This is a genomic window from Lawsonibacter faecis, from assembly GCF_014287675.1.
GTDB lineage: Bacteria > Bacillota > Clostridia > Oscillospirales > Oscillospiraceae > Pseudoflavonifractor > Pseudoflavonifractor faecis.
In genome coordinates this window covers 143644-164959 of the sequence record NZ_JACOPQ010000002.1, presented here as the reverse complement: position 1 = coordinate 164959, position 21316 = coordinate 143644, and the positions used below count along the sequence as shown (strand labels likewise).

The following is a 21316-nucleotide window of genomic DNA, read 5'->3' as shown; positions in this document are numbered from 1 at the left end:
GGGAGCGTAACGACATATGCCTGAGCAGAAGATACCCTTTTTAAAACTGTTTTCCGCCTGGCGGCCCGAGGGCGATCTGGCCCACCTGGCCGGGGAGTGCCTGGTCACCAAGGCGGTCATCGATAAGGCCGAGCGCACCATCCGGGCGGAGGTGGCCTGCCCCCTGCCGCCCTCGCCGGAGCTGAAGGCGCGGTGGGAGCGCTCTCTGGCCGCGGCCTACCGGGTGGAGCGGGTGGAGCTGGGCTTCCGGGATGAGCGGAGCGCGGCGGACCCGGGGCGGGGACAGGCCCCGGTGAGCCCGCCGCCTCCCGCCCCCGCGGCCCAGCCTGCCGCGCCCGGGATGGACGACGCCTTCAAGCGCACCGAGGAGATCCGCCGCCAGGCGCTCCAGAGCCTGAAGCTCAGCCGTCCCCGGGAGAAGGGGGGGAGCGGCGGTCCGAAGAGGGCGGGCAGGCTGATCTTCGGCAAGCATGAGATCAAGAAGGAGCCCACCTCCATGGGGGAGCTGAACCTGGATATGGGCACCGTGGTGGTGAAGGGCGACGTCTTCGCCGTGGACCACAAGGAGCTCAAGAACCGGGGCGCCTGGGTGGTGGGCTTCGACATGACCGACTACACCGGGAGCATCCACATCAACAAATTTTTCCCCGACGACTCCGGTAAGCCCATCGTGGACAATGTGAAGGAGGGGATGCACCTTCTGGTCCAGGGCAAGCTGAACATCGACCGTTTCTCCGGCGAGATGGTGCTGGAGCCCTACGCCGTCATGGCGGGGGAGAAGGCCCAGAGGACCGACGACGCCCCCGAGAAGCGGGTGGAGCTGCATCTGCATACCACCATGTCCACCATGGACGCCCTCACCCCCACCAAGGCGGTGGTGAAGCGGGCGGAGGCCTGGGGCCACAGGGCCATCGCCATCACGGACCACGGCGTGGCCCAGTCCTTCCCGGACGCATGGCACGCCGCCAAGAACATCAAGATTCTCTACGGCGTGGAGTCCTACTACATCAACGACGTGGACGACCGCGTGGTGGTCCACGGTGAACAGGAGCAGGACTTTACAGGGGAAATCGTCTGCTTCGACATCGAGACCACGGGCCTGGACAGGCGCCGGGACGCCATCACCGAGATCGGCGCGGTCATCCTCCGCAACGGCGAGGTGGCGGAATCCTTCAACACCTTCGCCGACCCGGGCCGGCCTCTGAGCCGGGAGATCATTGAGCTCACCGGCATCACCGACAGGATGCTGGAGGGCGCGCCCTCCCAGGCCGAGGCCATCCGGGCCTTTCTCGACTTCGCGGGGGACAGGCCTCTTGCAGCCCACAACGCCGAGTTTGACATGGGATTTATTGCCGAGGGCTGCCGCAGGGCGGGCCTCCCCTTTGAGAGCACATCCCTGGACAGCCTCATCCTGGCCCAGAACCTCCTGCCCGACCTGGGCAAATACAAGCTGGACATTGTGGCGGAGCGGCTGAACCTGCCCGCCTTCAACCACCACCGGGCCTCCGACGACGCGGCCACCGTGGCCTATATGCTGATCCCCTTCTTCAAAATGCTGGAGGACAGGGGGGTGCACACCCTCCAGGGCATCAACCCGGCCATGCGGGCCCTGCGTTCCCAGGGCAAGGCCCGCCGCCAGCCCAAGCACCTCATCGTCCTGGCCAAGAACAACATCGGCCTGCGCAATCTGTACCAGCTCATCTCCAAGGCCCACCTGAACCACTTCAAGCGCTTTCCCATCATGCCCAAGAGCGTCATCAACGAGCACCGGGAGGGTCTGATCCTGGGTTCCGCCTGTGAAGCGGGCGAACTTTACGAGGCCGTCTCCAAGCGGAAGGACTTCAGCGAGCTCAAGCGCATCGCCTCCTGGTACGACTTTCTGGAGATCCAGCCCCTGTGCAACAACGCCTTCATGCTCCGCAAGGGGATGGTCCAGAGCGAGGAGGAGCTGCGGGAGTTCAACCGCACCATCGTGGCCTTGGGCAAGGAGCTGGACAAGCCGGTCTGCGCCACCGGGGACGTCCACTTCCTGGACCCGGAGGACGAGATTTACCGCCATATCCTGCTGGACACCAAGGGCTTTGACGACTGCGACTCGCCCCTGCCCCTCTACTTCAAGTCCACCACCGAGATGCTGGAGGAGTTCAGCTATCTGGGCAGGGAGGACTGCTACAACGTGGTGGTGCGCAACACCAACCTGGTGGCCGACTGGTGCGAGCGCGTGGACCCGCTGCCCCAGGGCCTCTTCGCCCCCAAGCTGGAGGACTCCGACGGGGAGCTGAAGCGGCTGGTCTGGGGGAAAGCAAAAGAGCTTTACGGCGAGGAGCCGCCCCAAATCGTCACCGACCGCATCAATGTGGAGCTGGGGGACATCATCAACTGCAAGTACGACGTGATCTATATGTCCGCCCAGAAGCTGGTGCAGAACTCCCTGGAGCACGGCTATCTGGTCGGCTCCCGCGGCAGCGTCGGGTCGTCCCTGGTGGCCTTCATGTCGGGCATCACTGAGGTCAACTCCCTGCCGCCCCACTACCGCTGCCCGAGCTGCAAGCACTCCGACTTCGAGGCCGCCAAGGCCCAGGGCGCGGGCTGCGGCGCGGATATGGAGGACGCAATTTGTCCCGTCTGCGGCACGCCCTACGTGAAGGACGGCTTCAACATCCCCTTTGAGACCTTCCTGGGCTTCGGCGGCGACAAGGTCCCCGACATCGACCTGAACTTCTCCGGCGAGTACCAGTCCAAGGCCCACCGCTATACCTTTGAGCTCTTCGGCGAGACCCACGTCTTCCGGGCGGGCACCATCGGCACCGTGGCGGAGAAGACAGCCTTCGGCTATGTGAAAAAGTATCTGGAGAAGCGGGGCATCCACGTCCCCCGGGCGGAGGAGAACCGCCTGGCCCACGGCTGCACCGGCGTGAAGCGGACCACCGGCCAGCACCCCGGCGGCATGGTGGTCATCCCCCAGAACCGGGAGATTTACGACTTCTGCCCGGTCCAGCACCCCGCCGACGACACGGGCACCGATATCGTCACGACCCACTTTGAATACCACGCCATGGAGAGCAACCTCCTGAAGCTGGACATGCTGGGGCACGACGATCCCACCATGATCCGCATGCTGGAGGACCTGACCGGGGTCAACGCCCGGACGGATATCCCCCTGGACGACAAGGCCACCATGTCCCTCTTCACCTCCTCCGAGGCCCTGGGCTTCGAGGACGATCCGGTCCTGGGCCCCACCGGCGCGGTGGCCATCCCGGAGTTCGGCACCTCCTTCGTCCGGGGCATGCTGGTGGACACCACCCCCAGCGAGTTCGACGTCCTGGTCCGGCTGTCCGGCTTCTCCCACGGCACCGACGTGTGGCTGGGCAACGCCAAGGACCTCATCGTCAAGGACGGCATCCCCGTCAACCAGGCCATCGGCTGCCGCGACGATATCATGCTCTTCCTTATCTCCTGCGGCATGCCGGAGAAGCGCTCCTTTAAAATTATGGAGGCGGTCCGAAAGGGCCGGGGACTGCCCGAAGGGGCGGAGGAGGAGATGCTCTCCGCCGGCGTGCCCGAGTGGTACATCGGCTCCTGCAAGAAAATCAAATACCTCTTCCCCAAGGCCCACGCCGTGGCCTACGTGATGATGGCCTTCCGCATCGCCTGGTTCAAGGTCCACCGGCCCCTGGCGTTCTACGCCGCCTATTTCTCCATCCGCGCCAAGGCCTTCGACGCCACCTGCATGTGCTGGGGCATCGACGTGGTCAAGGCCAAGATGAAGGAGATCCGCGCCAAGGACAAGGAGGCCTCCGCAGTGGAGCAGGACATGCTCACCACGCTGGAGGTCTGCTACGAGTTCTACCTCCGGGGCCTCACCTTTGAGCACGTGGACCTCTATAAGTCCCATGCGACCCTCTTTACCTACGGCGGCGACGCCTCGCTGATTCCGCCCTTCTCCGCTATCCCGGGTCTGGGGGAGACGGCGGCCTGGTCCATCATGGAGCAGCGGGAGGGGAAGACCTTCATCTCCGTGGAGGAGTTCTCCGCCGCCTGCCCCAAGGTGTCCAAAACCCATATCGAGCAGCTCAAGGCCGCCGGGGCCATGGACGGAATGCCCGACACCAGCCAGATCACGCTTTTCTGAGAACACCGCGATTCACTCCGAGAGGAGCCATAGCACATGGAAGTCCGATTTTATGATTCTGTCCCGGACGAAAAGCTCCGCTTTGCGGTCGTCATTGCCCGTCATGCCGGCCGGTGGGTCTTCTGCAGGCACCGGGCGCGGGATACGTGGGAGGCCCCCGGCGGCCACCGGGAGCCGGGGGAGGCCGTCGAGACGACCGCCCGGCGGGAGCTCCATGAGGAGACCGGGGCGGAGGAGTATGCCCTCCGTCCGGTCTGCGCCTACTCCGTCACCGGCATGGACGGGGCGGGGGAGGAGAGCTTCGGCATGCTCTACGCCGCGGAGATCGAGCGCTTCGGAGCGCTGCCGCCGCTGGAGATCGAGCGCATCCTCCTGGCCTATGAGCCGCCCGGCCCGTGGACCTACCCGGAGGTCCACCCCAAGCTGATGGCAAAGGCCGCAGAGCTGTTTCCATAGAATCCCGTCCACCCGCGATCGTCCGGGCCGCCCGAATGATCGGGCGGTCCGCTGTTTTGAGAATCCCTTCAGGTTTTTCTTGACTTTAACATAGTAGCGTGGTAATATGCAAAAGAAAACCTTGCAGGAGAGGGGCGCGCCCTATGAGTTACAATGTCAACACGCCGGAGGGGACCCGGGACCGGCTCTTTGCCGAGTGCCGTGAGCGGCGGCAGGTGCAGCAGGCCCTGACCGGCCTCTTCCGCCGCCGGAGCTACGCCGAGGTCATCACCCCCGAGGTGGAGTTTTACGACCTCTTCCTCCAGTCGGGCAACCCCATGCCCCAGGAGGCCATGCTGAAAATCATCGACCGCTCGGGGAAGATTATGGTCATGCGGCCCGACAGCACCACCCCCATCGCCCGGGTGGCGGCCACCAAGCTGCGCTCGGTGCCCCTGCCCCAGCGGCTCTACTACGACCAGACCGTCTTCCGCTCCGGGCGGGAGCACCGGGGCGGCAGCAGCGAGATCGCCCAGTGCGGGGTGGAGCTCATCGGGGCCTCGGGCAGGAAGGCCGATTTGGAGATGATCGCCCTGGCGGTGGACTGCCTGCGGGAGAGCGGTTTGGAGCGGTTTCACATCGAGCTGGGCCACGTGGGCTTCTTCCGGGAGCTCACCGCCCGGATGGACATGAGCGCCGACGCGGTGGAGCGGATGCGCGCCCTCATTGAGGGGAAAAACTTCGCCGCCCTGGGGGACCTGCTGGAGCCCTACGCCGGCCAGAGCGCCGCGAGGCCCCTGCGCCGCCTGAGCCAGCTCTTCGGCGGGGCGGAGGTGCTGGACGAGGCCGAGTCCCTCTCCGGCGGCAGCGACGCGCTGGACTATCTGCGGGACCTCTACGCCGAGCTGAAGGCGGCGGGGTACGAGCGGTACATCCGTTTCGACCTGGGCCTGGTCCATCAGATAGACTACTATACCGGCGTGGTCTTTCGGGGTTATGTGGAGGGGGCGGGGGACGCCGTCCTCTCCGGCGGCCGGTACGACAAGCTGGTGGAGGCCTTCGGGCGGCCCGCCCAGGCCACCGGCTTTGCCGTGGACGTGGACGCGGTGGCCTCGTGCCTGCCCTGCGCGGACCTGCCCAGGCTGGAGCTGCTGATCCACTTCGGGGACGGCGAGCTGGCCCGGGCCCTGGCCGTGGTGGACGCCCGCGCCCCCGGCACGGCGGAGCTGTCCCCCTTCCGGGCGCTGGAATCCACCCTGAACCTGGCCCGGGAGAAGGGCGCGGACATGGTGCTGGTGCTGGAGAACGGCACGGAAAGGCTGGTGGAGGTATGAGCGGGGGAAATCGGCTCAGAATCGCCCTGACGAAGGGGCGACTGCAGGATAAGTCGGTGGCCCTCTTCGAGGCCATGGGCCTGGACTGCACTCCGGTCAAGAACCCCGGCCGCAGGCTGGTCCACGCCATCCCCAATTATCCCCTGGACACGGTGCTTGCCAAGGCCCCCGATGTGATTACCTACGTGGAGCACGGCGTCTGCGACCTGGGCGTCGCCGGGAAGGACACCATCCTGGAGCAGGGCGGGGCCTTTTACGAGGTGCTGGACCTGGGCTTCGGCAGGTGCCGCTTCGCCCTGGCGGTGAAGGAGGGGACCGACTTCTACGGAACCTACAAGACCCGGCGCATCGCCAGCAAATATCCCAATGTGGCCCGGACCTTCTTTGAGAAAAAGGGCATGGATGTGGACATCATCAAGATTGAGGGCAGCGTGGAGCTGGCCCCGATTCTGGGCCTGGCCGACGCCATCGTGGACATTGTGGAGACCGGGGCCACTCTGCGGGAGAACGGCCTGGTACCCATTGAGACGGTGGCCCCGGTGAGCGCCCGGCTCATCGTCAACACCGCCAGCATGAAGCTCTATAAGGCGGAAATTCAGGACTTTATCGCCCGTTGTGAGCGGGAATTGGAGAATAAGCCATGATTGAAATCGTGAGGGCCGACGGCAGCGCCGAAAAGGCGCGGATTGCCGCCATGCGGGCCAGGGCCCGGGAGAAGGGCGCGCGGATAGATAAGGCTGTGGCCGATATTATGCAGGATGTAAGGGAAAACGGCTTTTCGGCGGTCGCCGGGTACTCCCGCCGCTTTGACAAGGCCGAGCCCTATGAGATTGGCGCGGAAGAGCTGGAGATGGCCTACTACGCCTGCTCCAAGAAGCTGATTTCCGCCATGGAGCGCTCCGCCGCCAACATCCGGGACTACAACGGGAAGCTGCTGGCCAAAACCCTGGAGTGGACCTCCCCCGACGGCGGCACGGTGGGCCGGGTGGTCCGGGGGCTGAGCCGGGTGGGGGTGTACGTGCCCGGCGGCACGGCGGCCTATCCCTCCTCGGTGCTGATGAACGTCATTCCGGCCAGGGTGGCCGGAGTGGGGGAGATCGTCATGGTCACGCCCCCCACCGAAAACCTCAATAACGCCGTCCTGGCGGCCGCCAAAATCGCCGGGGTGGATCGGGTCATTGCCGTGGGCGGCGCCCAGGCGGTGGCCGCGCTGACCTACGGCGCGGGCTTCATCCCCCGGGTGGATAAGCTGGTGGGGCCCGGCAACGCCTATGTGGCGGCCGCCAAGCGCATGGCCTACGGCACGCTGGACATCGACATGGTGGCCGGGCCCTCCGAGGTGCTGGTCATCGCCGACGAGACCGCCAACCCCAAGTACATCGCCGCCGACCTCCTGAGCCAGGCGGAGCACGACAAGATGGCCTCGGCGGTGCTCCTCACGCCCAGCGCGGCCCTGGCCGGGGCGGTGGACGCCGAGATTGTCCGGCAGACCGGCTATTTGGGCCGCTCCGCCATCATTGAGGCCTCCCTCCGAGACTTCGGCTGCGCCATCGTCTGCGGCAGCCTGGACGGCTGCGTGGAGCTGGCCAACGAAATAGCGCCCGAGCACCTGGAGATTGTGACCGCCGACCCCCGGGCCCTGCTGGGCGGGGTCCGCAACGCCGGCGCGGTCTTCCTGGGCGAGTGGTCCCCGGAGCCCCTGGGCGACTATATGGCCGGCCCCAACCATGTGCTGCCCACCTCGGGCACAGCCCGGTTCTTTTCGCCGCTGAGCGTGGACAGCTTTCTCAAGACGATGAGCGTCGTAGAGTACAGACAGAAGGATTTGGCCCCGGTGAAGGACAAGATCATCACGCTGGCCGAGGCGGAGCATCTCACCGCCCACGCCAACTCCATCCGGGTGCGCTTTGAATGACCGCCCGGAGCCTGTGAAGGTCGAAGGCTTGCCGCCGCCGGAAAGGAATTTGTATATGAGAACTTCCGCCGTTTCCCGCAAAACCAAGGAGACCGATATCGCCCTTACCCTCGCCCTGGACGGGGGCGGGGTGAACGTCCGGACCGGCGTGGGCTTCTTCGACCATATGCTCACCGCCCTGGCCTTTTACGCGGGCTTCGGCCTGGAGCTGGCCGTTGAGGGCGACCTGGAGGTGGACGGCCACCACACCGTGGAGGACGCCGGCATCGTTCTGGGCCAGGCCCTCCGGGAGGCTCTGGGGGACCGGCGGGGCATCCGCCGCTTCGGCAGCGCCTATGTCCCCATGGACGAGGCCCTGGCCTTCACGGCCCTGGATATCTCCAACCGGCCCTTCCTGGTCTTCGAGGCGGAGATGCCCCAGGCGCGCATCGGGGCGTACGACGCCTGCCTGACGGAGGAGTTTATGCGGGCCTTCGCCTTCAACGCCGGACTCACCCTGCACATGAAGGCCCTCAGCGGCAGGAACGCCCACCATATCACCGAAGGCCTGTTCAAGTCCCTGGGCCTGGCGCTGAAGGACGCGGTCCGGGTGGAGGGCGGGGGCGTCACCTCTACAAAAGGGGTGCTTTGATATGGACTGCCCGTACTGCCGGAGACGGATGTGGAACGGCAGAATCGAGACGTTTGGCACGCTCAACTGGACGCCGCAGTGGGAAAAGAGCCGCCATATATCCCGATTCAGCAGCCGCGAAAACGACGTACTCTTGTCAGAGTGCATCTCAGGCACCCGTATGGAGATAACCGCTTATTACTGCCCCGACTGTGGAAAGGTCGTCCTTGACGCGCCGAAACATGCGCTGAAGGAAATGGAATAGGGCGGCCTCTGTGCCGCCCATCTGCGTGGGTCGCCCTCCACGGCGGATCGCACAGGAGGATGTGACAAGGAAATGAGCTATACAGCGATTGTGGATTACGGCGTCGGCAACCTGAAGAGCGTCGCGAATGCTATGCAGTTTCTGGGCATGCGGACCCTGATTACCGGCGACGCCGCCGGGCTGGAGCGGGCGGACTCCATCATCCTGCCCGGTGTGGGGGCCTTCCCCGATGCGGCGGAGAGGCTGCGTGGGGCGGGGCTGGACCGGGTGCTGGCGGAGCAGAGCGAAAAAAAGCCCATCCTGGGCATCTGTCTGGGGATGCAGCTTCTCTTCGACCTGGGCGAGGAGGGGCGGACATGTAAAGGCTTAGGGCTTGTCCATGGCCGGGTCCGTAAGATTGACACGGAGTACAAGCTCCCCCATATCGGCTGGAACAGCCTGACCTTTCAAAACGGCGCCCCCATCTTCCGGGGGCTGGAGGACGGGGCGTACGTCTACTTTGTCCACAGCTTCTGCGGCGTGGCTGCCGACGAGAAGAACGTGACTGCCCGGACGGACTACGGCGCGTCCGTGGTGGCGGCGGTGCGCAGCGGCAATGTGTACGGCTGCCAGTTCCACCCGGAGAAGAGCGGGGAGCCGGGTCTGCAGATATTAAAGAATTTTGGGGAGCTGAACCGATGATACTGTTTCCAGCCATAGACTTGAAGGACCGGAAAGTGGTCCGGCTTTACAAGGGAAATTTCGGCACGGTCCATCAGGTGGCGGAGGAGCCTCTCGCCGTGGCCCGGTCCTTTTACGACGCCGGCGCCCGGCACATCCATATGGTGGACCTGGACGGCGCCCGGAGCGGCGTGCGGGAGAATTTCCCCCTGATCTACGACGTGATCCGCAGCTCCGGCCTCAAGGTGGAGCTGGGGGGCGGCATCAAGACCGAGCTGGACGTCATCACCGTTGGGGAGTCCGGCGCCGACCGGCTGGTCATCGGCTCCGCCGCCGTCGCCAATCCCGCCCTGGTGCAATATGCCCTGGGGCTCTACGGCGACCGGGTGGCGGTGGGCATCGACTGCCTCGGCGGCAGGGTGCGCACCGCGGGCTGGGAGGAGGACTCCGGCCTGGACTGCCTGGAGTTTGCAAAGCGGATGGAGGATATGGGCGTTGGGAATATCATCTTTACCGATATCGCCACCGACGGTATGCTCTCCGGGCCGTCCTATGAGCAGCTCGCCGCCCTGCAGAGGGCGGTGAAGTGCAATATCACCGCCTCGGGCGGCGTGGCCGGCCTGGACGATATCAGGCGCCTGCGGGACATGGGGCTGTACGCCGCCATCATCGGCAAGGCGTACTACGCCGGGAAAATCGACCTGGCCGAGGCCGTCCGGGAGGCCGGGCCGCAGGCCTGACGGCCCCCGGTCCGCACTGCGGCCGGAGCTCCCCGGGGGGAGCCGATATGAGGAAGTTCCGAGGTGAGTTTATGTTGGCAAAACGCATCATTCCCTGCCTGGACGTGCGGGACGGGCGGGTGGTCAAGGGGGTCAACTTCGTCAACATCCGGGACGCGGGCGATCCGGTGGAGCTGGCGAAGTTCTACTCGGACGCCGGGGCGGACGAGATTGTCTTTCTGGACATCACCGCCACCAGCGACGGCCGCGCCACCGTGGCCGACGTGGTGGAGCGCACCGCCTCCCAGGTCTTCGTCCCCCTGACGGTGGGGGGCGGCATCCGCACCCTGGAGGATTTTCAGCAGCTGCTCCGGGCGGGGGCGGACAAGATCTCCGTCAACTCCGCCGCGGTGAAGGACCCCACCCTCATCGCCCGGGCGGCGGAGCGCTTCGGCTCCCAGTGCGTGGTGCTGGCCATCGACGCCAGAGTGCGCCCGGACGGGAGCTATGAGGTGGTGACGGCGGGCGGACGGACCCCCACCGGCCTGGACGCGGTGGCCTGGGCCAGGGAGGGGGAGCGCCTTGGGGCGGGGGAGATCCTCCTCACGTCCATGGACGCAGACGGCACCAAGGCCGGGTTTGACCTTGCCATGACCCGGGCCGTGACCGGCGCGGTCCATATCCCGGTCATCGCCTCGGGCGGCTGCGGCAGTCTGGAGCACTTCGCCCGGGTCTTTGAGGAGACCGGCTGCGACGCGGCGCTGGCGGCGTCCCTCTTCCACTTCGGGGAGCTGACCTTGGAGGAGGTCAAGGGCTATCTGCGCGGGCGGGGAATTCCGATGCGCTGACAGGATTGAGACGCAGCCCGGCACAGAATAGGACCGAGAAAAAGGAGAACGCCTATGTTCGATTTGGACCAGCTCTTCCAAAAATCGGAGCTGATACCCGTCATCATCCAGGACGATCAGACCCTGGAGGTGCTGATGCTGGGCTTCACCAACCGGGAGGCGGTGGAGCTGACAATGCGGACCGGGACCGCCTGGTTCTGGAGCCGCAGCCGGCAGAAGCTCTGGAACAAGGGGGAGAGCTCGGGGAACTTCCTCCATGTGAGGCGGATGGCCGCCGACTGCGACGCCGACACCCTGCTCTACCTCTGCACGCCGGACGGCCCCACCTGCCACACCGGGGCCGTGAGCTGCTTTTTCAGAGAAATTACGGAATAGACGGGCGGCCCAGGCCCCCGGAACAGGAGGAAAACCCATGAGCGATACCGTGCTGAAGGATCTCTATCAGGTGGTCCGGGCCCGCAAGTCCAGCCCCCAGGAGGGGTCCTATACCTGCTACCTCTTCGACAAGGGGCTGGACAAGATACTCAAAAAGGTGGGGGAGGAGTGCTCCGAGACCATCATTGCCGCCAAGAACGGCGTGGCCGAAGACACCGTGGGGGAGGTCTCCGACCTCATCTACCACCTGATGGTCATGCTCTGCGCCCAGGATATCCCGCTGGACGACGTGCTGGCGGAGCTGGAGCGCCGGAGCGAAAAGATCGGCAATCTCAAGCAGATGCGGGTCACCGATAAGGAGACCTGAACCGGTTTTACAGGACACAGGGGCCGCCTATCTCACGATAGGCGGCCCCTGTCGGCCTGCCAAGGAAGCCCCACGGGGCTTCCTTGGCAGCCGCCCTAATGCACCTTGGGGTTTCTGGTAATATACGTGCAGTAGAGCCGGGCGAGAAGGTCCCAGGTGCGCATGTCGAAAATACCCGTCTCCTCCAGCCCTCCCCGGCGCTGGAGCCAGAGGGCGTTCTCCACGGACACCCCCGTGTGACGCCCGTCCACCACGGGCACCCTGATGCCGTCCAGCACGTGGGAGAGGGACTTAAACATGGACTGGATGACGTACATGTGGATGGTGGAATCTCCGGGCTCCACGGTATAGGTGTTGGCGGGGTAGACGGCGCAGGGGCCGGGCCTGGATGTGACCTTCAGGGTCTGCCGGTAGACCACCACGACGGCGTCCCAGGTGTCGTTGTCCACCGTCCCGGTCGCGGGCAGGTTGAAGAGCTGCTGGAAGGAGACCACGGCCCGGCGGGTCTCCTCCTCGAAGACGCCGTCGGGGATGAGGCGGGGCAGGTCTGTGTAGACAAAGGAGATCTCCCGCAGCATGGTCTGCAGGCTTCGTATCGGCTGGCCGATGAGCAGGCGTTCAGGCAGCATCGTGTTCACCTCCGTTCCGGTCCGTGCTGCCCATGGACAGCTCGAAGCCGGGATATTGGGTCATGCGGGTGGTCCGGGCGAAGGCGGCGTCGCCCTCCGGCCCGGAACCGCCGCGGCTGCGCTCCACGGGGAAGAGGGCCTCGTCGGTCATGACGGAGCTGTACGCCCCGAAGAAGGCGCGGTAGACGGCGTCCCAGGTGTCCTCGCCCGCCGCGCCGGTCTGGGGCAGCCCCACCATCTGCTGGAAGGCGGACACCGCCTCCCGGGTGGCGGGGCCGAATACGCCGTCGATGGTGAGGAAGGGAATGTTGCTGTAGAACTGGGACAGGGTGGACAGCATGTACTGGAGGACCGTGACCTTCTCGCCGGTCTGGCCCTCGCTGACCGCGTCGGGGTACTGGAAGGAGATGTTGTAAAAAGTCTGCCCCTCGCTGACCAGCTCCGAGAGGTCCTTGACGCCCACATAGAGGAAGACCAGCTTATACCAGGTGGACTTGCCCACCACCCCGTCGGGGGTGAGGTTGAAGATCTGCTGGAACTTGCGCACCGCGCTCTCGGTGGCGGGGCCGAACACGCCGTCCACCGGGTAGATTTTGGGGATGGCCGGGTAGTCCTGGGAGATGCGGTTGAGGGAGGTCTGAATGACCACCACCGGCTCGCCGGCGTCCCCGCGCCGCAGGGGGACGCCGGGGTAGGAGGCCCGCACGCCCCGGACCGGCGCGTCGGTCACCAGCTCGATGTTGTCCCCGTAGTAGCTCTGGAGAATGGCGAAGGAGTTGTACCCCTGCTCGGCCAGGCTCTGGCTGCCCCACTGGGAGAGGCCGTCGCAGGTGACGGTGGTGCCGTTGCAGAACCGGGCGGAGAGGGGCTCCACATAGCCGATGCGGCGGATATAGGTGTCGAAAATCTCGTCTACGATAACCTCGATGTTCTCGAAGATGTTCCGGCCGCGGATAAATTTCTGGTCGGTGGCGGTGCTGTTGGTGATGTGGAAGGTATACCCCCGGCTGGGGTAGTACTCGGTGTAGACCCGGTTGAGGGCGAAGGAGATCTGGGCCAGGATGTTGGCCCGGAGGGCGGCGGGCTCCCAGGTGGGGTAGATCTCGCTGGAGGCCACGTTCTTGATGTAGTCGGGGAAGGAGACGGTGACGTTTTCCGCCCCCGAGGCGGGGGTGCCCAGATGCACGGTGATGTACTCCGGGATATAGGGCGTGACGGTAGGTGGCATGACAGTCCTCCTCTACAGCGGCTGGGGCGTGACCAGCACTTCGTTGACCGCGTCCCGCGGGGCCACATGCTCGGGCAGGGGGATGAGCTCCATGTTCTGCACGGTCTCCACCCCGGGGAAGACCTGCACGTCCTCCACCACCAGCAGCTCGTAATCCGGGTGGTCGGCCCATACGTCGCAGGTGGAGAAGGGCCGGGCGGACCCCGGGGCCTCGCTCCCGGCGGGGGGCGGCGTGGGGATGGTGACGGGGGCGATCTTGCCGTTCTCGTTGGCGGTCTGGATGGAGATCAGCTCATGCTTCCCATTGGGGCGCTTCCGGGTGACCGCCACCGTGGTCCCCTCCAGGGGGATCTGCGCCCGGGCGGTGAAGACCCGGACGGAAACCGTTCCGTAATCGGCCAATTTGGACTCCTCCTTTGATTAAAAGCGGAAATCAGGCGTTTTCTCAATTCAGACTATGCAGCCCGCGGGGAAGTGGTGCGCTGCCCGGGAGCGTCCGGTCCTCTGTTTGAAAACGGCTGTAAATGTGCTAAGATAGATTCGACTTGACAATAACCATGGAAAAGGAGCGCGGACAATGAACGATTTTACCTATCACGTCCCCACGAAAGTGATTTTCGGCAGGGACACGGAGCTGCAGGCGGGGGAGGCGGTCCGCCGGGAGGGCGGGCATAAGGTGCTGGTGCTCTACGGCGGCGGCAGCGCCGTGAAGAGCGGCCTGCTCGGCCGGGTGACCGGCTCCCTCAGCGGCGCGGGGCTGGAGTGGGAGGCCGTCGGCGGTATAAGGCCCAACCCCCTGCTGGGCTTTGCCCAGCAGACGGTGGACGGGCACAGGGACGCGGGCTTCGACTTTGTGCTGGCGGTGGGGGGCGGCAGCGTCCTGGATACCGCCAAGGCGGTGGCCCACGGACTGGCCCGGCCCGGGACGCCCATCTGGGACTACTACCTGGGCAGGGCCGAGGTGACCGCCAGCCTGCCCAAGGGCTCGGTGCTCACCATCGCCGCGGCGGGGAGCGAGACCTCCGACTCGGCGGTGCTGACCAACGAGGCCACGGGGGAGAAGCGGGGCCTCGGCTCGGAGCGCAACAAGCCCCAGTTCGCCATCATGAACCCGGCCCTCACCTGCACCCTGCCGCCCCGGCAGACGGCCTGCGGCATTGCGGATATCATGATGCACACCATGGACCGCTATTTCAGCGTGGACACCGACAACGCCTTCACCGACGCGGTGGCCGAGGCCCTGCTGCGCACCACAGTGGAGTACGGACGGGCCGCCATGGCCGACCCGGCGGACTACAAGGCCCGCAGCGAGATTATGTGGTGCGGCAGCCTCTCCCACAACGGCCTCACCGGCCTGGGCCAGCCCAAGGACTTCTCGCCCCACGCCCTGGGGCACGAGCTCTCCGGCATGTTCGACATCCCCCACGGCGAGAGCCTGAGCATCATGTGGCCCGCCTGGGCGCGGTATGTCGTCGGGAGCGGCCCCGCCCGCTTCGCCCGGTTCGGCCGGAACGTCTGGGGCCTTGCCCGGGAGGACGACGCCGCCTGCGCCGCCGCGGCCATCGCCGCGGTTGAGGGCTATTTCCGGGAGCTGGGGATGCCCGTCTGCTTCAGCCAGGCGGAGATGGGCGTGCAGAGCGATGAGACGCTCCGCGAGCTGGCCCGGCGGTGCTCCTACTGCGGCAGCCGGGTGGTGGGCCGTTTCCAACCTCTTCGGGAACCGGAATTATATGAAATTTATTTGCAAGCGAATCATTAGCAAACAATAAAAGTATGACAAAAAGCAGCTGACTCTATTGAAGAGTTTTGTGAAATGTGCTAAAATCATCACAAGATTGTGAACAAAAAGACAAAAGACGGACGGCGGCGCCCGCGCCGCTGTGGACGCGGGGCGGATATTCCGCTTCCGGCTTTCGTTGCATTGATATGTGGCCTGCCGCAGGCCGCGTAGTTGGAAGGGGGCATGGTGATTGGAGACGACGATTCAAACCGACGTGCTGGTCATCGGCGGCGGCGGCGCGGGTCTGTGCAGCGCGCTGGCGGCGGCTGAGGCAGGCGCCGCGGTGACGCTGGTGTCCAAGCCGGGGGGCAACTGCACCGCCATCGCCGCCGGCGGCTTCGCGGTGGTACTGGAGGGCGCGGGGGAGGACTCTGTGGAGACGTTTGTGGAGGATGCCCTGCGCAGCGGCGCGGGCCTGGCCGACGTGTCCCTCCTCACCCGCCTGGCCCGGGAGGCCCCCGCCGCCATCGAAAAGGTGGAGAGCTGGGGCGTGGAGTTCTACCGCCGGGAGGACGGGACCCTGCGCCGCTTCCGCTCCGGCGGGCACACCCATCCCCGCTCCCTCCGCTGCGCCCAGGGCAGGGGAGGGGACGCCTGGCGCGTCATGCTCCAGCGGGCCCGGACCCAGGGGGTACATATACTCAAAAACGCTCTGATTACCGAGCTTTTGAAGGAGAACGGCCGCGTCGTGGGCGCGGCGGGGATGGACGCAGAGGGGAAGCCCCTGCTCATCTCCGCCGGGGCCGTGGTCCTGGCCACCGGCGGCATGGCCGCCCTCTATGAGAACACCACCAACGTCCCCGGCCTCACCGGCGAGGGCTACATGCTGGCCCGTGAGGCGGGCTGCCGCCTGAGGGACCTGGAGTTCATCCAGTGCATGCCCACCACCTTCGCCTGGCCCGCCCACCTGAAGGGCCGCCTGGTGAACGACACCCTCCGGGGCGAGGGGGCGTACCTCCTCAACAGCGAAATGGAGCGCTTCATGTCCCGGTACGACCCGGAGTTCATGGAGTGCGCCACCCGGGACGTGCTGTCCATCGCCATCGCCAGCGAGCTGGCGGCGGGGAGGGGCACGCCCCACGGCGGCGTATGGCTGGACGCCCGGCACATCCCAGAGAAGGCCATGCTGGAGAGCTTCGGCTTCGCGCCTCAGCTCATGGCCGCGGGCATCCATCCGTCCCGGGACCTCATCGAGGTGGTCCCGGCCACCCATTTCTCCTGCGGCGGCGTCGCCATCGACGAGGACTGCCGCACCGGGGTGGAGGGCCTCTTCGCCGTGGGCGAGGTCACCGGCGGCATCCACGGCGCAAACCGCCTGGGGGCCACCGCCCTGACCGAGAACGTGGTCTTCGGCAGCATCGCGGGCCGGGCCGCCGCGCAGGAGGCCAAGGGCCGCGCCTATGCTTCCCGCGTCCCGGACTGCCGCACGGCATCCGCCCTCGGGGAGCAGGACCGCCCCCACAGCCCGGAGCTGGACGCCGCCCTGACGCAGGGCGAGGCCCGGGTCAAGGAGGTACTCTGGCGGTACGACGGCATCCTGCGCAGCGCCGACGGCCTGAACCGGGGCCTGAGCGCTCTGGAAGCGCTTGCCGCGGAGGTTTCCGGCTATCCCACGGGAGACTTCGCCCAGACCCTGCAAAGGCGGCGGCTGGAGCAGCTCATTGAGCTGGGCCGCCTGGTCACCGGTGCGGCCCTCCGCCGCACCGAGAGCCGCGGCTGCCACTACCGCACCGACTACCCAAACCAGGACCCCGCCCAGGCCCGCAGTATTTTTATCGACTGATAAAACCGCATACCGCCAAAAAAGCAATTGCTTTTTTTCATCTCGCGCAGAGCGCGAGATGAAAGGCGTTGCCAACAGGCGGACTCAGGCCCGGCCCCGTTCGGCGGCCTTTGATTTGCGTAGACCGGCGGATGCTTCTTTGAGAGAGGGAAAGCACCCTACCGATTTACTATTATAGATAGTATTTGAGGAGGAATCGTTATGGCAAACGAACCTGAGACCAAGCAAGCAAAATCCTCGGCGGGAGACGCATACGAGTACGCATTTGAGCAGGTCCCGGAGAGTCAGCGCAAAAAGGGCGGCAGCATCTTTGTCATTCTGGCCGGCTACACCATCTCTCTCTCCAACTTCGTAACCGGCACCACCGTGGGCTCTAAGATGGCGTTCTCCGACGCCGTGCTCTCCTGCCTGGTGGGCAACCTGTTCCTGGCGGTCATTGCAGTGCTTCTGGGCGTGGTGGCCTTCAAGACCGGCCTCTCCACCGCGTTCCTGTCCCGTAAGGCGCTGGGCGCCCGGGCCTCCAGCATCTTCTCCATCATCCTGGCCATCTCCGCCGTGAACTGGATTGCGGTGAACTCCGACACCTTCTCCAACATGATCAAGAGCACCTTCTCCTGGTGGCCCATCCCCGTGGCCATCACCTCCGTGCTGGTCATCGCCCTCTGGGCCCAGTCCGCCATCCGCGGCATGAAGGGCCTTGAGATCGTGAGTTGGCTGGGCGTGCCCTGCGCCATTATCCTCACGGTGGCCTGCTTCATCGCCGTGGGCGTGCAGGCCGGGTACGGCAACGTGACCGCCTTCATCCCCGAGGGCGGCTCCACCCTCACCTTCACCGCCGCCACCGCCTCCTTCATCGGCGCGTGGGTCTTCGGCTGCATCATCACCCCCGACGTGTGCCGCTTCGCCAAGAAGGCCTCCCACGTCGCGGTGGGCGCCTTCGTGGCCGTCATGCTGGGTCTCTTCGGCCTGGAGCTGTGCGGCATCATGGTAGCCGCCGCCACCCGTGAGAACAACTTTGTGGGCGCCACCGCCGCCCTGGGCCTGGGCGTGCTGGTGTTCTTCTGCGCCATCTTCTGCCTGTGGACCACCCAGGACAACAACATCTACGGCGCCAGCCTCGCCCTCCAGAACATCTTCGAGGGCACCAAGCTGGGCGGCAAGGTCCCCCATATGCTGCTGGCCATCCTCGTGGCCGCCGCAGCCGCCATCTTCGCGGCCTTCGGCGCCACCAAGTTCCTCCTGCCCGTGACCCAGGCCCTCTCCGTGCTGCTGCCGCCCATCCCCGGCCTCATCGTGGGCGAGTGGTTCTTCGTGAAGAAGAGCAAGGAGAACCGCAAGGTGAACTGGCTGGCCCTGATCTCCTGGGCCGCCGGCGGCGTGGCCGGCTATGCGGCCCTCCAGGCCAACTTCTTCATCTCCTCCATCATCGGCATGGTCGTCACCATCGTGTTCTACGTGGTGCTGAGCAAGCTGCTGGACAAGTCGCTGAACAAGCTTTAAGCGATAAAGGTCCCCGCTTTCTGTGGAAACCACAGGAAGCGGGGACCTTTTTGACGAGTGTTCAAGCGGCGGGGGAGAATTTTTTGTCAGGCGGGCAGAAAATTTATTTGTGAAAAAAATTGACAGGAGCGCTTTGTTAGGATAAACTGATAGAATCTTAGGAAGGCAAGTTTTCATTACTTTGAGCAATCGAGTGTGATTAGAATGAAAAAACAGAAAGTGTCCAGCGCAGTCATCCGCCGCCTGCCCCGGTACTTCCGCCACCTGAACGATCTGCTCCAGACCGGAACGGTACGCATCTCCTCCAGCGCCCTGGGCAAGTCCATGGGCCTGACCGCCTCCCAGATCCGGCAGGACCTGTCCTGCTTCGGAGAGTTCGGCCAGCAGGGATACGGCTACAATGTGGAGAAACTACAGGGGGAGATCGCGGAGATTCTGGGTATGAACCGCAACCACAACGCGGTCATTCTGGGCGCGGGCAACCTGGGCCGTGCCCTGATTGAGAATTTCCACTTTGAAAAGAACGGCTTTGTGCTCTCCGCCGCATTCGACGTGGCCCCCAGCATCGTCGGCACCCAGATCGGCGGCGTGGTCATCCGCGATACGGCGCAGCTTGAGAACTATCTGGCGGAGTATCCCGCCAGCGTGGGCGTGCTCACGGTGCCCGGCAAGGTGGCGGGCATCATGGCCGAGCGTCTGGTGGCCTGCGGCGTGCGGGGCATCTGGAATTTCACCAATATGGAGCTGGAGCTGAAAGAGGACAATATCGTCATTGAGAACGTCCACTTCGCCGACAGCCTGCTGGCACTGAGCTATATGATTTCGGACACGGAGTGATTTCCCCAACCGATGCGGGCGCATCGTTCGGCCCCCTTACATTCATCTGCCGGCGAGAGTGAATTCCGCCGGCGTCAAGGTTTTGCCCGGGGCAAAGCGCTTGGGCCGCCGGACTCCCGGCGGCATACGAGAGGAGCAGCACATATTTACATGAGAAGACTCGCAGCCGGTATTCTTGCCGGGCTAATCCTGGTCGGGAGCGTGGCCGCACTGGCGGCGGGGGGGACCTCCTCCGACCCGCTCATCTCCCGGAGCTATATCGACAATACGTATATTCCCGCCACCGTGAAGACGGCTGGGGAGAAGGCGGAGTCCGGGCTGGGCAAGACCTACGGCGACGCCTCCGCCCGGCTGAAGGCCCGGGCGGACCTGCTGCTGGCCCGGGCCGGGGCGCTGTCGGGGGAGGGCGGCTACGCCGCCTCCTTTGCCGAGCAGCGCTTTAAGCGGGGCGACGTAATCACCATCGACACCGGGTCCAGCGTGATGCTGCTGGCCGGGACCGCCGCCGTCTCCTACGAGGGGGGCGGCGTGGTGGACGCCACCGAGGGGACCGAGCTTCCCCAGGGCGGCGCGCTGGCCGTCCGCCACCGCTATCTGGCCGCCGAGGATACCCTGTGCAGCGTTACGGTCACCTCCGATACGGCAGTGCTGGCCCCCCAGGGATTCTACGCCGTCACCGGGAGCAACGCCGCCGACTACAACGCCCTGGCCGCGGCCCTCGGGGATATGGGGATGTTCAAGGGCAGCGACGTGGCCTACGGCGGGGGTTATGAGCTGGAGCGGGCCCCCGCCCGCATTGAGGGCCTGATCCTGTTTCTGCGTCTCATCGGCGAGGAGGACGAGGCCCTGGCCTGCTCCGAGCCCTGTCCCTTCGTGGACGTGGCCGACTGGTGTAAGGGCTATGTGACTTACGCCTATGCCAAGGGCTATACCAAGGGCGTGGGCGCGGATACCGCCGAACTCTACTTCGCCCCGCTGAAGACCATCACCGCCGGGGAGTATCTCACCTTCGTCCTCCGGGCCCTGGGCTATCAGGACAGCGGGGACAGCCCCGACTTCACCTGGAGCAGCGCACTCTCCCGCAGTGTGGAGCTGGGCGTCCTCACCGCCGGGGAGCAGAACATGCTGACCGGCAGCGACTTTCTCCGGGCCCAGGTGGCCTATGTCTCCTATTACTCCCTGGACGCCAAAACCAAGGCGGGCGGGACCCTCCTGGGCAAGCTCACCGCCGCCGGCGCCCTGGACGCCGCCCGGGTGAAGGCGGTCCGCGACGCCGTGACGGTGCAGCGCCTGGGGTAAGAAGCATCGAGATAATGGGCGAGTTCGGACTGTCAAAAACCCCTCCGCAGAGAGCGCCACGCAGAGCCACGCCGTCCGCAGGCGGCGGAATCAAATGAATATCCTGCAAACGCAGAGCGCCCCCGTCCGGCATTGCCGGACGGGGGCGCTCTGCGCAGCGCATCAGACCCGCATACGCGGACGCCGGCGGCGCTCTGCGCCGTCTCACCGCCGGAGCGTCCCAGCGGATTTTCTTTTACACCGCCTCGCACCAACCGTCGGGCCCGGCATAGTATGAAGTGAGACCGCGAGGGAGGCGCAGGGCGCACCGGCTGCGGTTCTCCATTTCAATTCAGGAGGTACTTCATTATGGGGTGCTGCAATAACGGCGGTTTCGGCGGTTGGGGCGGCGGCGGCTGCCTGTGGATCATTATCCTCATCATCATTCTGTGCTGCTGCTGCGGCGGCGGCAGCTGGGGCGGCAACAACTGCGGCTGCGGCTGTGGCTGCAACAACAACTGCGGCGGCTGCAACACCGGCTGCGGCTGCTAAGCCCTGCCGATAGGCCTACAACATAAACAACAGGCCGGAGCGAAAGCTCCGGCCTGTTGCCGCTTGTCA

21 protein-coding genes are annotated in these 21316 nt (G+C 65.4%); 18 read left to right on the top strand and 3 right to left on the bottom strand.

Annotated features, from left to right (window positions below; all coding sequences use genetic code 11):
* Nucleotides 1-16 precede the first annotated feature (16 nt).
* From H8S62_RS02915 to hisE, 12 genes are all read left to right on the top strand, one after another.
* Nucleotides 17-4132, top strand: a complete 4116-nt coding sequence (locus tag H8S62_RS02915; RefSeq protein WP_186918411.1) for a PolC-type DNA polymerase III — start codon at nucleotides 17-19, stop codon at nucleotides 4130-4132.
* A gap of 36 nt (nucleotides 4133-4168) precedes the next feature.
* A complete protein-coding gene (locus H8S62_RS02910) occupies nucleotides 4169-4588 on the top strand; it encodes an NUDIX hydrolase (protein WP_155146241.1) in 420 nt (139 codons plus the stop codon).
* Between the two features lie 143 nt (nucleotides 4589-4731).
* Entirely contained in the window at nucleotides 4732-5901 is a 1170-nt protein-coding gene (gene hisZ / locus H8S62_RS02905; RefSeq protein ID WP_186918410.1) for an ATP phosphoribosyltransferase regulatory subunit, read from the top strand.
* Nucleotides 5898-6545 carry an ATP phosphoribosyltransferase gene (hisG, locus tag H8S62_RS02900; RefSeq protein WP_186918409.1) on the top strand — a complete coding sequence of 216 codons (648 nt, stop codon included), beginning with the start codon at nucleotides 5898-5900 and terminating at the stop codon, nucleotides 6543-6545. The genes hisZ and hisG overlap by 4 nt, the downstream gene beginning before the upstream one ends.
* Nucleotides 6542-7816 carry a histidinol dehydrogenase gene (hisD, locus tag H8S62_RS02895; protein ID WP_155146248.1) on the top strand — a complete coding sequence of 425 codons (1275 nt, stop codon included), beginning with the start codon at nucleotides 6542-6544 and terminating at the stop codon, nucleotides 7814-7816. Before hisG ends, hisD begins: the two co-directional genes overlap by 4 nt.
* A gap of 55 nt (nucleotides 7817-7871) precedes the next feature.
* Entirely contained in the window at nucleotides 7872-8447 is a 576-nt protein-coding gene (hisB, locus tag H8S62_RS02890; RefSeq protein ID WP_186918408.1) for an imidazoleglycerol-phosphate dehydratase HisB, read from the top strand.
* A gap of 1 nt (nucleotide 8448) precedes the next feature.
* Nucleotides 8449-8691: a PF20097 family protein gene (locus H8S62_RS18625; RefSeq protein WP_155146252.1), complete on the top strand. Its 243-nt coding sequence runs from the start codon at nucleotides 8449-8451 to the stop codon at nucleotides 8689-8691.
* A 72-nt stretch (nucleotides 8692-8763) separates the two neighbouring features.
* On the top strand, nucleotides 8764-9372 hold the full coding sequence (gene hisH / locus H8S62_RS02885) for an imidazole glycerol phosphate synthase subunit HisH (protein WP_186918407.1): 609 nt from the start codon (nucleotides 8764-8766) through the stop codon (nucleotides 9370-9372).
* Complete coding sequence (gene hisA / locus H8S62_RS02880; protein WP_186918406.1) at nucleotides 9369-10091, top strand: 1-(5-phosphoribosyl)-5-[(5-phosphoribosylamino)methylideneamino]imidazole-4-carboxamide isomerase; 723 nt, start codon at nucleotides 9369-9371, stop codon at nucleotides 10089-10091. The genes hisH and hisA overlap by 4 nt, the downstream gene beginning before the upstream one ends.
* A 71-nt stretch (nucleotides 10092-10162) precedes the next feature.
* On the top strand, nucleotides 10163-10918 hold the full coding sequence (hisF, locus tag H8S62_RS02875) for an imidazole glycerol phosphate synthase subunit HisF (RefSeq protein ID WP_155146724.1): 756 nt from the start codon (nucleotides 10163-10165) through the stop codon (nucleotides 10916-10918).
* 54 nt (nucleotides 10919-10972) lie between these two features.
* Nucleotides 10973-11293 (top strand): phosphoribosyl-AMP cyclohydrolase, encoded by a 321-nt coding sequence (gene hisI, locus H8S62_RS02870; protein ID WP_155146258.1) that lies wholly within the window; start codon nucleotides 10973-10975, stop codon nucleotides 11291-11293.
* A gap of 37 nt (nucleotides 11294-11330) precedes the next feature.
* A complete protein-coding gene (gene hisE, locus H8S62_RS02865) occupies nucleotides 11331-11660 on the top strand; it encodes a phosphoribosyl-ATP diphosphatase (protein WP_155146260.1) in 330 nt (109 codons plus the stop codon).
* A gap of 95 nt (nucleotides 11661-11755) precedes the next feature.
* Here the strand turns inward: hisE and H8S62_RS02860 are convergent, their stop codons facing one another.
* From H8S62_RS02860 to H8S62_RS02850, 3 genes are read right to left on the bottom strand one after another with little or no spacing between them, the layout of a single operon-like run.
* Nucleotides 11756-12289: a peptidoglycan-binding domain-containing protein gene (locus H8S62_RS02860; protein ID WP_155146262.1), complete on the bottom strand. Its 534-nt coding sequence runs from the start codon at nucleotides 12287-12289 to the stop codon at nucleotides 11756-11758.
* On the bottom strand, nucleotides 12279-13517 hold the full coding sequence (locus H8S62_RS02855) for a peptidoglycan-binding protein (protein WP_186918405.1): 1239 nt from the start codon (nucleotides 13515-13517) through the stop codon (nucleotides 12279-12281). The genes H8S62_RS02860 and H8S62_RS02855 overlap by 11 nt, the downstream gene beginning before the upstream one ends.
* A 12-nt stretch (nucleotides 13518-13529) precedes the next feature.
* On the bottom strand, nucleotides 13530-13919 hold the full coding sequence (locus tag H8S62_RS02850; RefSeq protein ID WP_155146266.1) for a spore cortex-lytic protein: 390 nt from the start codon (nucleotides 13917-13919) through the stop codon (nucleotides 13530-13532).
* 175 nt (nucleotides 13920-14094) lie between these two features.
* Between H8S62_RS02850 and H8S62_RS02845 the strand changes: the two genes are divergently transcribed.
* From H8S62_RS02845 to H8S62_RS02820, 6 genes are all read left to right on the top strand, one after another.
* Nucleotides 14095-15276, top strand: coding sequence for an iron-containing alcohol dehydrogenase (locus H8S62_RS02845; protein ID WP_155146268.1), 1182 nt, complete (start codon nucleotides 14095-14097; stop codon nucleotides 15274-15276).
* A 211-nt stretch (nucleotides 15277-15487) separates the two neighbouring features.
* Complete coding sequence (locus H8S62_RS02840; protein WP_186918404.1) at nucleotides 15488-17080, top strand: L-aspartate oxidase; 1593 nt, start codon at nucleotides 15488-15490, stop codon at nucleotides 17078-17080.
* A 201-nt stretch (nucleotides 17081-17281) separates the two neighbouring features.
* Nucleotides 17282-18580, top strand: coding sequence for a purine-cytosine permease family protein (locus H8S62_RS02835; RefSeq protein WP_186918403.1), 1299 nt, complete (start codon nucleotides 17282-17284; stop codon nucleotides 18578-18580).
* 204 nt (nucleotides 18581-18784) lie between these two features.
* Nucleotides 18785-19417: a redox-sensing transcriptional repressor Rex gene (locus H8S62_RS02830; protein ID WP_155146274.1), complete on the top strand. Its 633-nt coding sequence runs from the start codon at nucleotides 18785-18787 to the stop codon at nucleotides 19415-19417.
* 150 nt (nucleotides 19418-19567) lie between these two features.
* Nucleotides 19568-20716, top strand: coding sequence for an S-layer homology domain-containing protein (locus H8S62_RS02825; RefSeq protein WP_186918402.1), 1149 nt, complete (start codon nucleotides 19568-19570; stop codon nucleotides 20714-20716).
* Nucleotides 20717-21064: 348 nt separating this feature from the next.
* Nucleotides 21065-21247, top strand: a complete 183-nt coding sequence (locus tag H8S62_RS02820; RefSeq protein WP_155146278.1) for a hypothetical protein — start codon at nucleotides 21065-21067, stop codon at nucleotides 21245-21247.
* Nucleotides 21248-21316 lie beyond the last annotated feature (69 nt).

Excerpts from the sequence above, each read along its gene's own strand:
- hisH (WP_186918407.1), top strand. The coding sequence starts at position 8,764 with ATGAGCTATACAGCGATTGTGGATTACGGCGTCGGCAACCTGAAGAGC.
- H8S62_RS02855 (WP_186918405.1), bottom strand. The coding sequence starts at position 13,517 with ATGCCACCTACCGTCACGCCCTATATCCCGGAGTACATCACCGTGCAT.
- hisD (WP_155146248.1), top strand. The coding sequence starts at position 6,542 with ATGATTGAAATCGTGAGGGCCGACGGCAGCGCCGAAAAGGCGCGGATT.
- hisB (WP_186918408.1), top strand. The coding sequence starts at position 7,872 with ATGAGAACTTCCGCCGTTTCCCGCAAAACCAAGGAGACCGATATCGCC.
- hisZ (WP_186918410.1), top strand. The coding sequence starts at position 4,732 with ATGAGTTACAATGTCAACACGCCGGAGGGGACCCGGGACCGGCTCTTT.
- hisA (WP_186918406.1), top strand. The coding sequence starts at position 9,369 with ATGATACTGTTTCCAGCCATAGACTTGAAGGACCGGAAAGTGGTCCGG.
- H8S62_RS02820 (WP_155146278.1), top strand. The coding sequence starts at position 21,065 with ATGGGGTGCTGCAATAACGGCGGTTTCGGCGGTTGGGGCGGCGGCGGC.
- H8S62_RS18625 (WP_155146252.1), top strand. The coding sequence starts at position 8,449 with ATGGACTGCCCGTACTGCCGGAGACGGATGTGGAACGGCAGAATCGAG.
- H8S62_RS02830 (WP_155146274.1), top strand. The coding sequence starts at position 18,785 with ATGAAAAAACAGAAAGTGTCCAGCGCAGTCATCCGCCGCCTGCCCCGG.
- H8S62_RS02915 (WP_186918411.1), top strand. The coding sequence starts at position 17 with ATGCCTGAGCAGAAGATACCCTTTTTAAAACTGTTTTCCGCCTGGCGG.
- hisE (WP_155146260.1), top strand. The coding sequence starts at position 11,331 with ATGAGCGATACCGTGCTGAAGGATCTCTATCAGGTGGTCCGGGCCCGC.
- hisF (WP_155146724.1), top strand. The coding sequence starts at position 10,163 with ATGTTGGCAAAACGCATCATTCCCTGCCTGGACGTGCGGGACGGGCGG.
- H8S62_RS02910 (WP_155146241.1), top strand. The coding sequence starts at position 4,169 with ATGGAAGTCCGATTTTATGATTCTGTCCCGGACGAAAAGCTCCGCTTT.
- H8S62_RS02835 (WP_186918403.1), top strand. The coding sequence starts at position 17,282 with ATGGCAAACGAACCTGAGACCAAGCAAGCAAAATCCTCGGCGGGAGAC.
- hisI (WP_155146258.1), top strand. The coding sequence starts at position 10,973 with ATGTTCGATTTGGACCAGCTCTTCCAAAAATCGGAGCTGATACCCGTC.
- H8S62_RS02845 (WP_155146268.1), top strand. The coding sequence starts at position 14,095 with ATGAACGATTTTACCTATCACGTCCCCACGAAAGTGATTTTCGGCAGG.
- H8S62_RS02825 (WP_186918402.1), top strand. The coding sequence starts at position 19,568 with ATGAGAAGACTCGCAGCCGGTATTCTTGCCGGGCTAATCCTGGTCGGG.
- hisG (WP_186918409.1), top strand. The coding sequence starts at position 5,898 with ATGAGCGGGGGAAATCGGCTCAGAATCGCCCTGACGAAGGGGCGACTG.
- H8S62_RS02860 (WP_155146262.1), bottom strand. The coding sequence starts at position 12,289 with ATGCTGCCTGAACGCCTGCTCATCGGCCAGCCGATACGAAGCCTGCAG.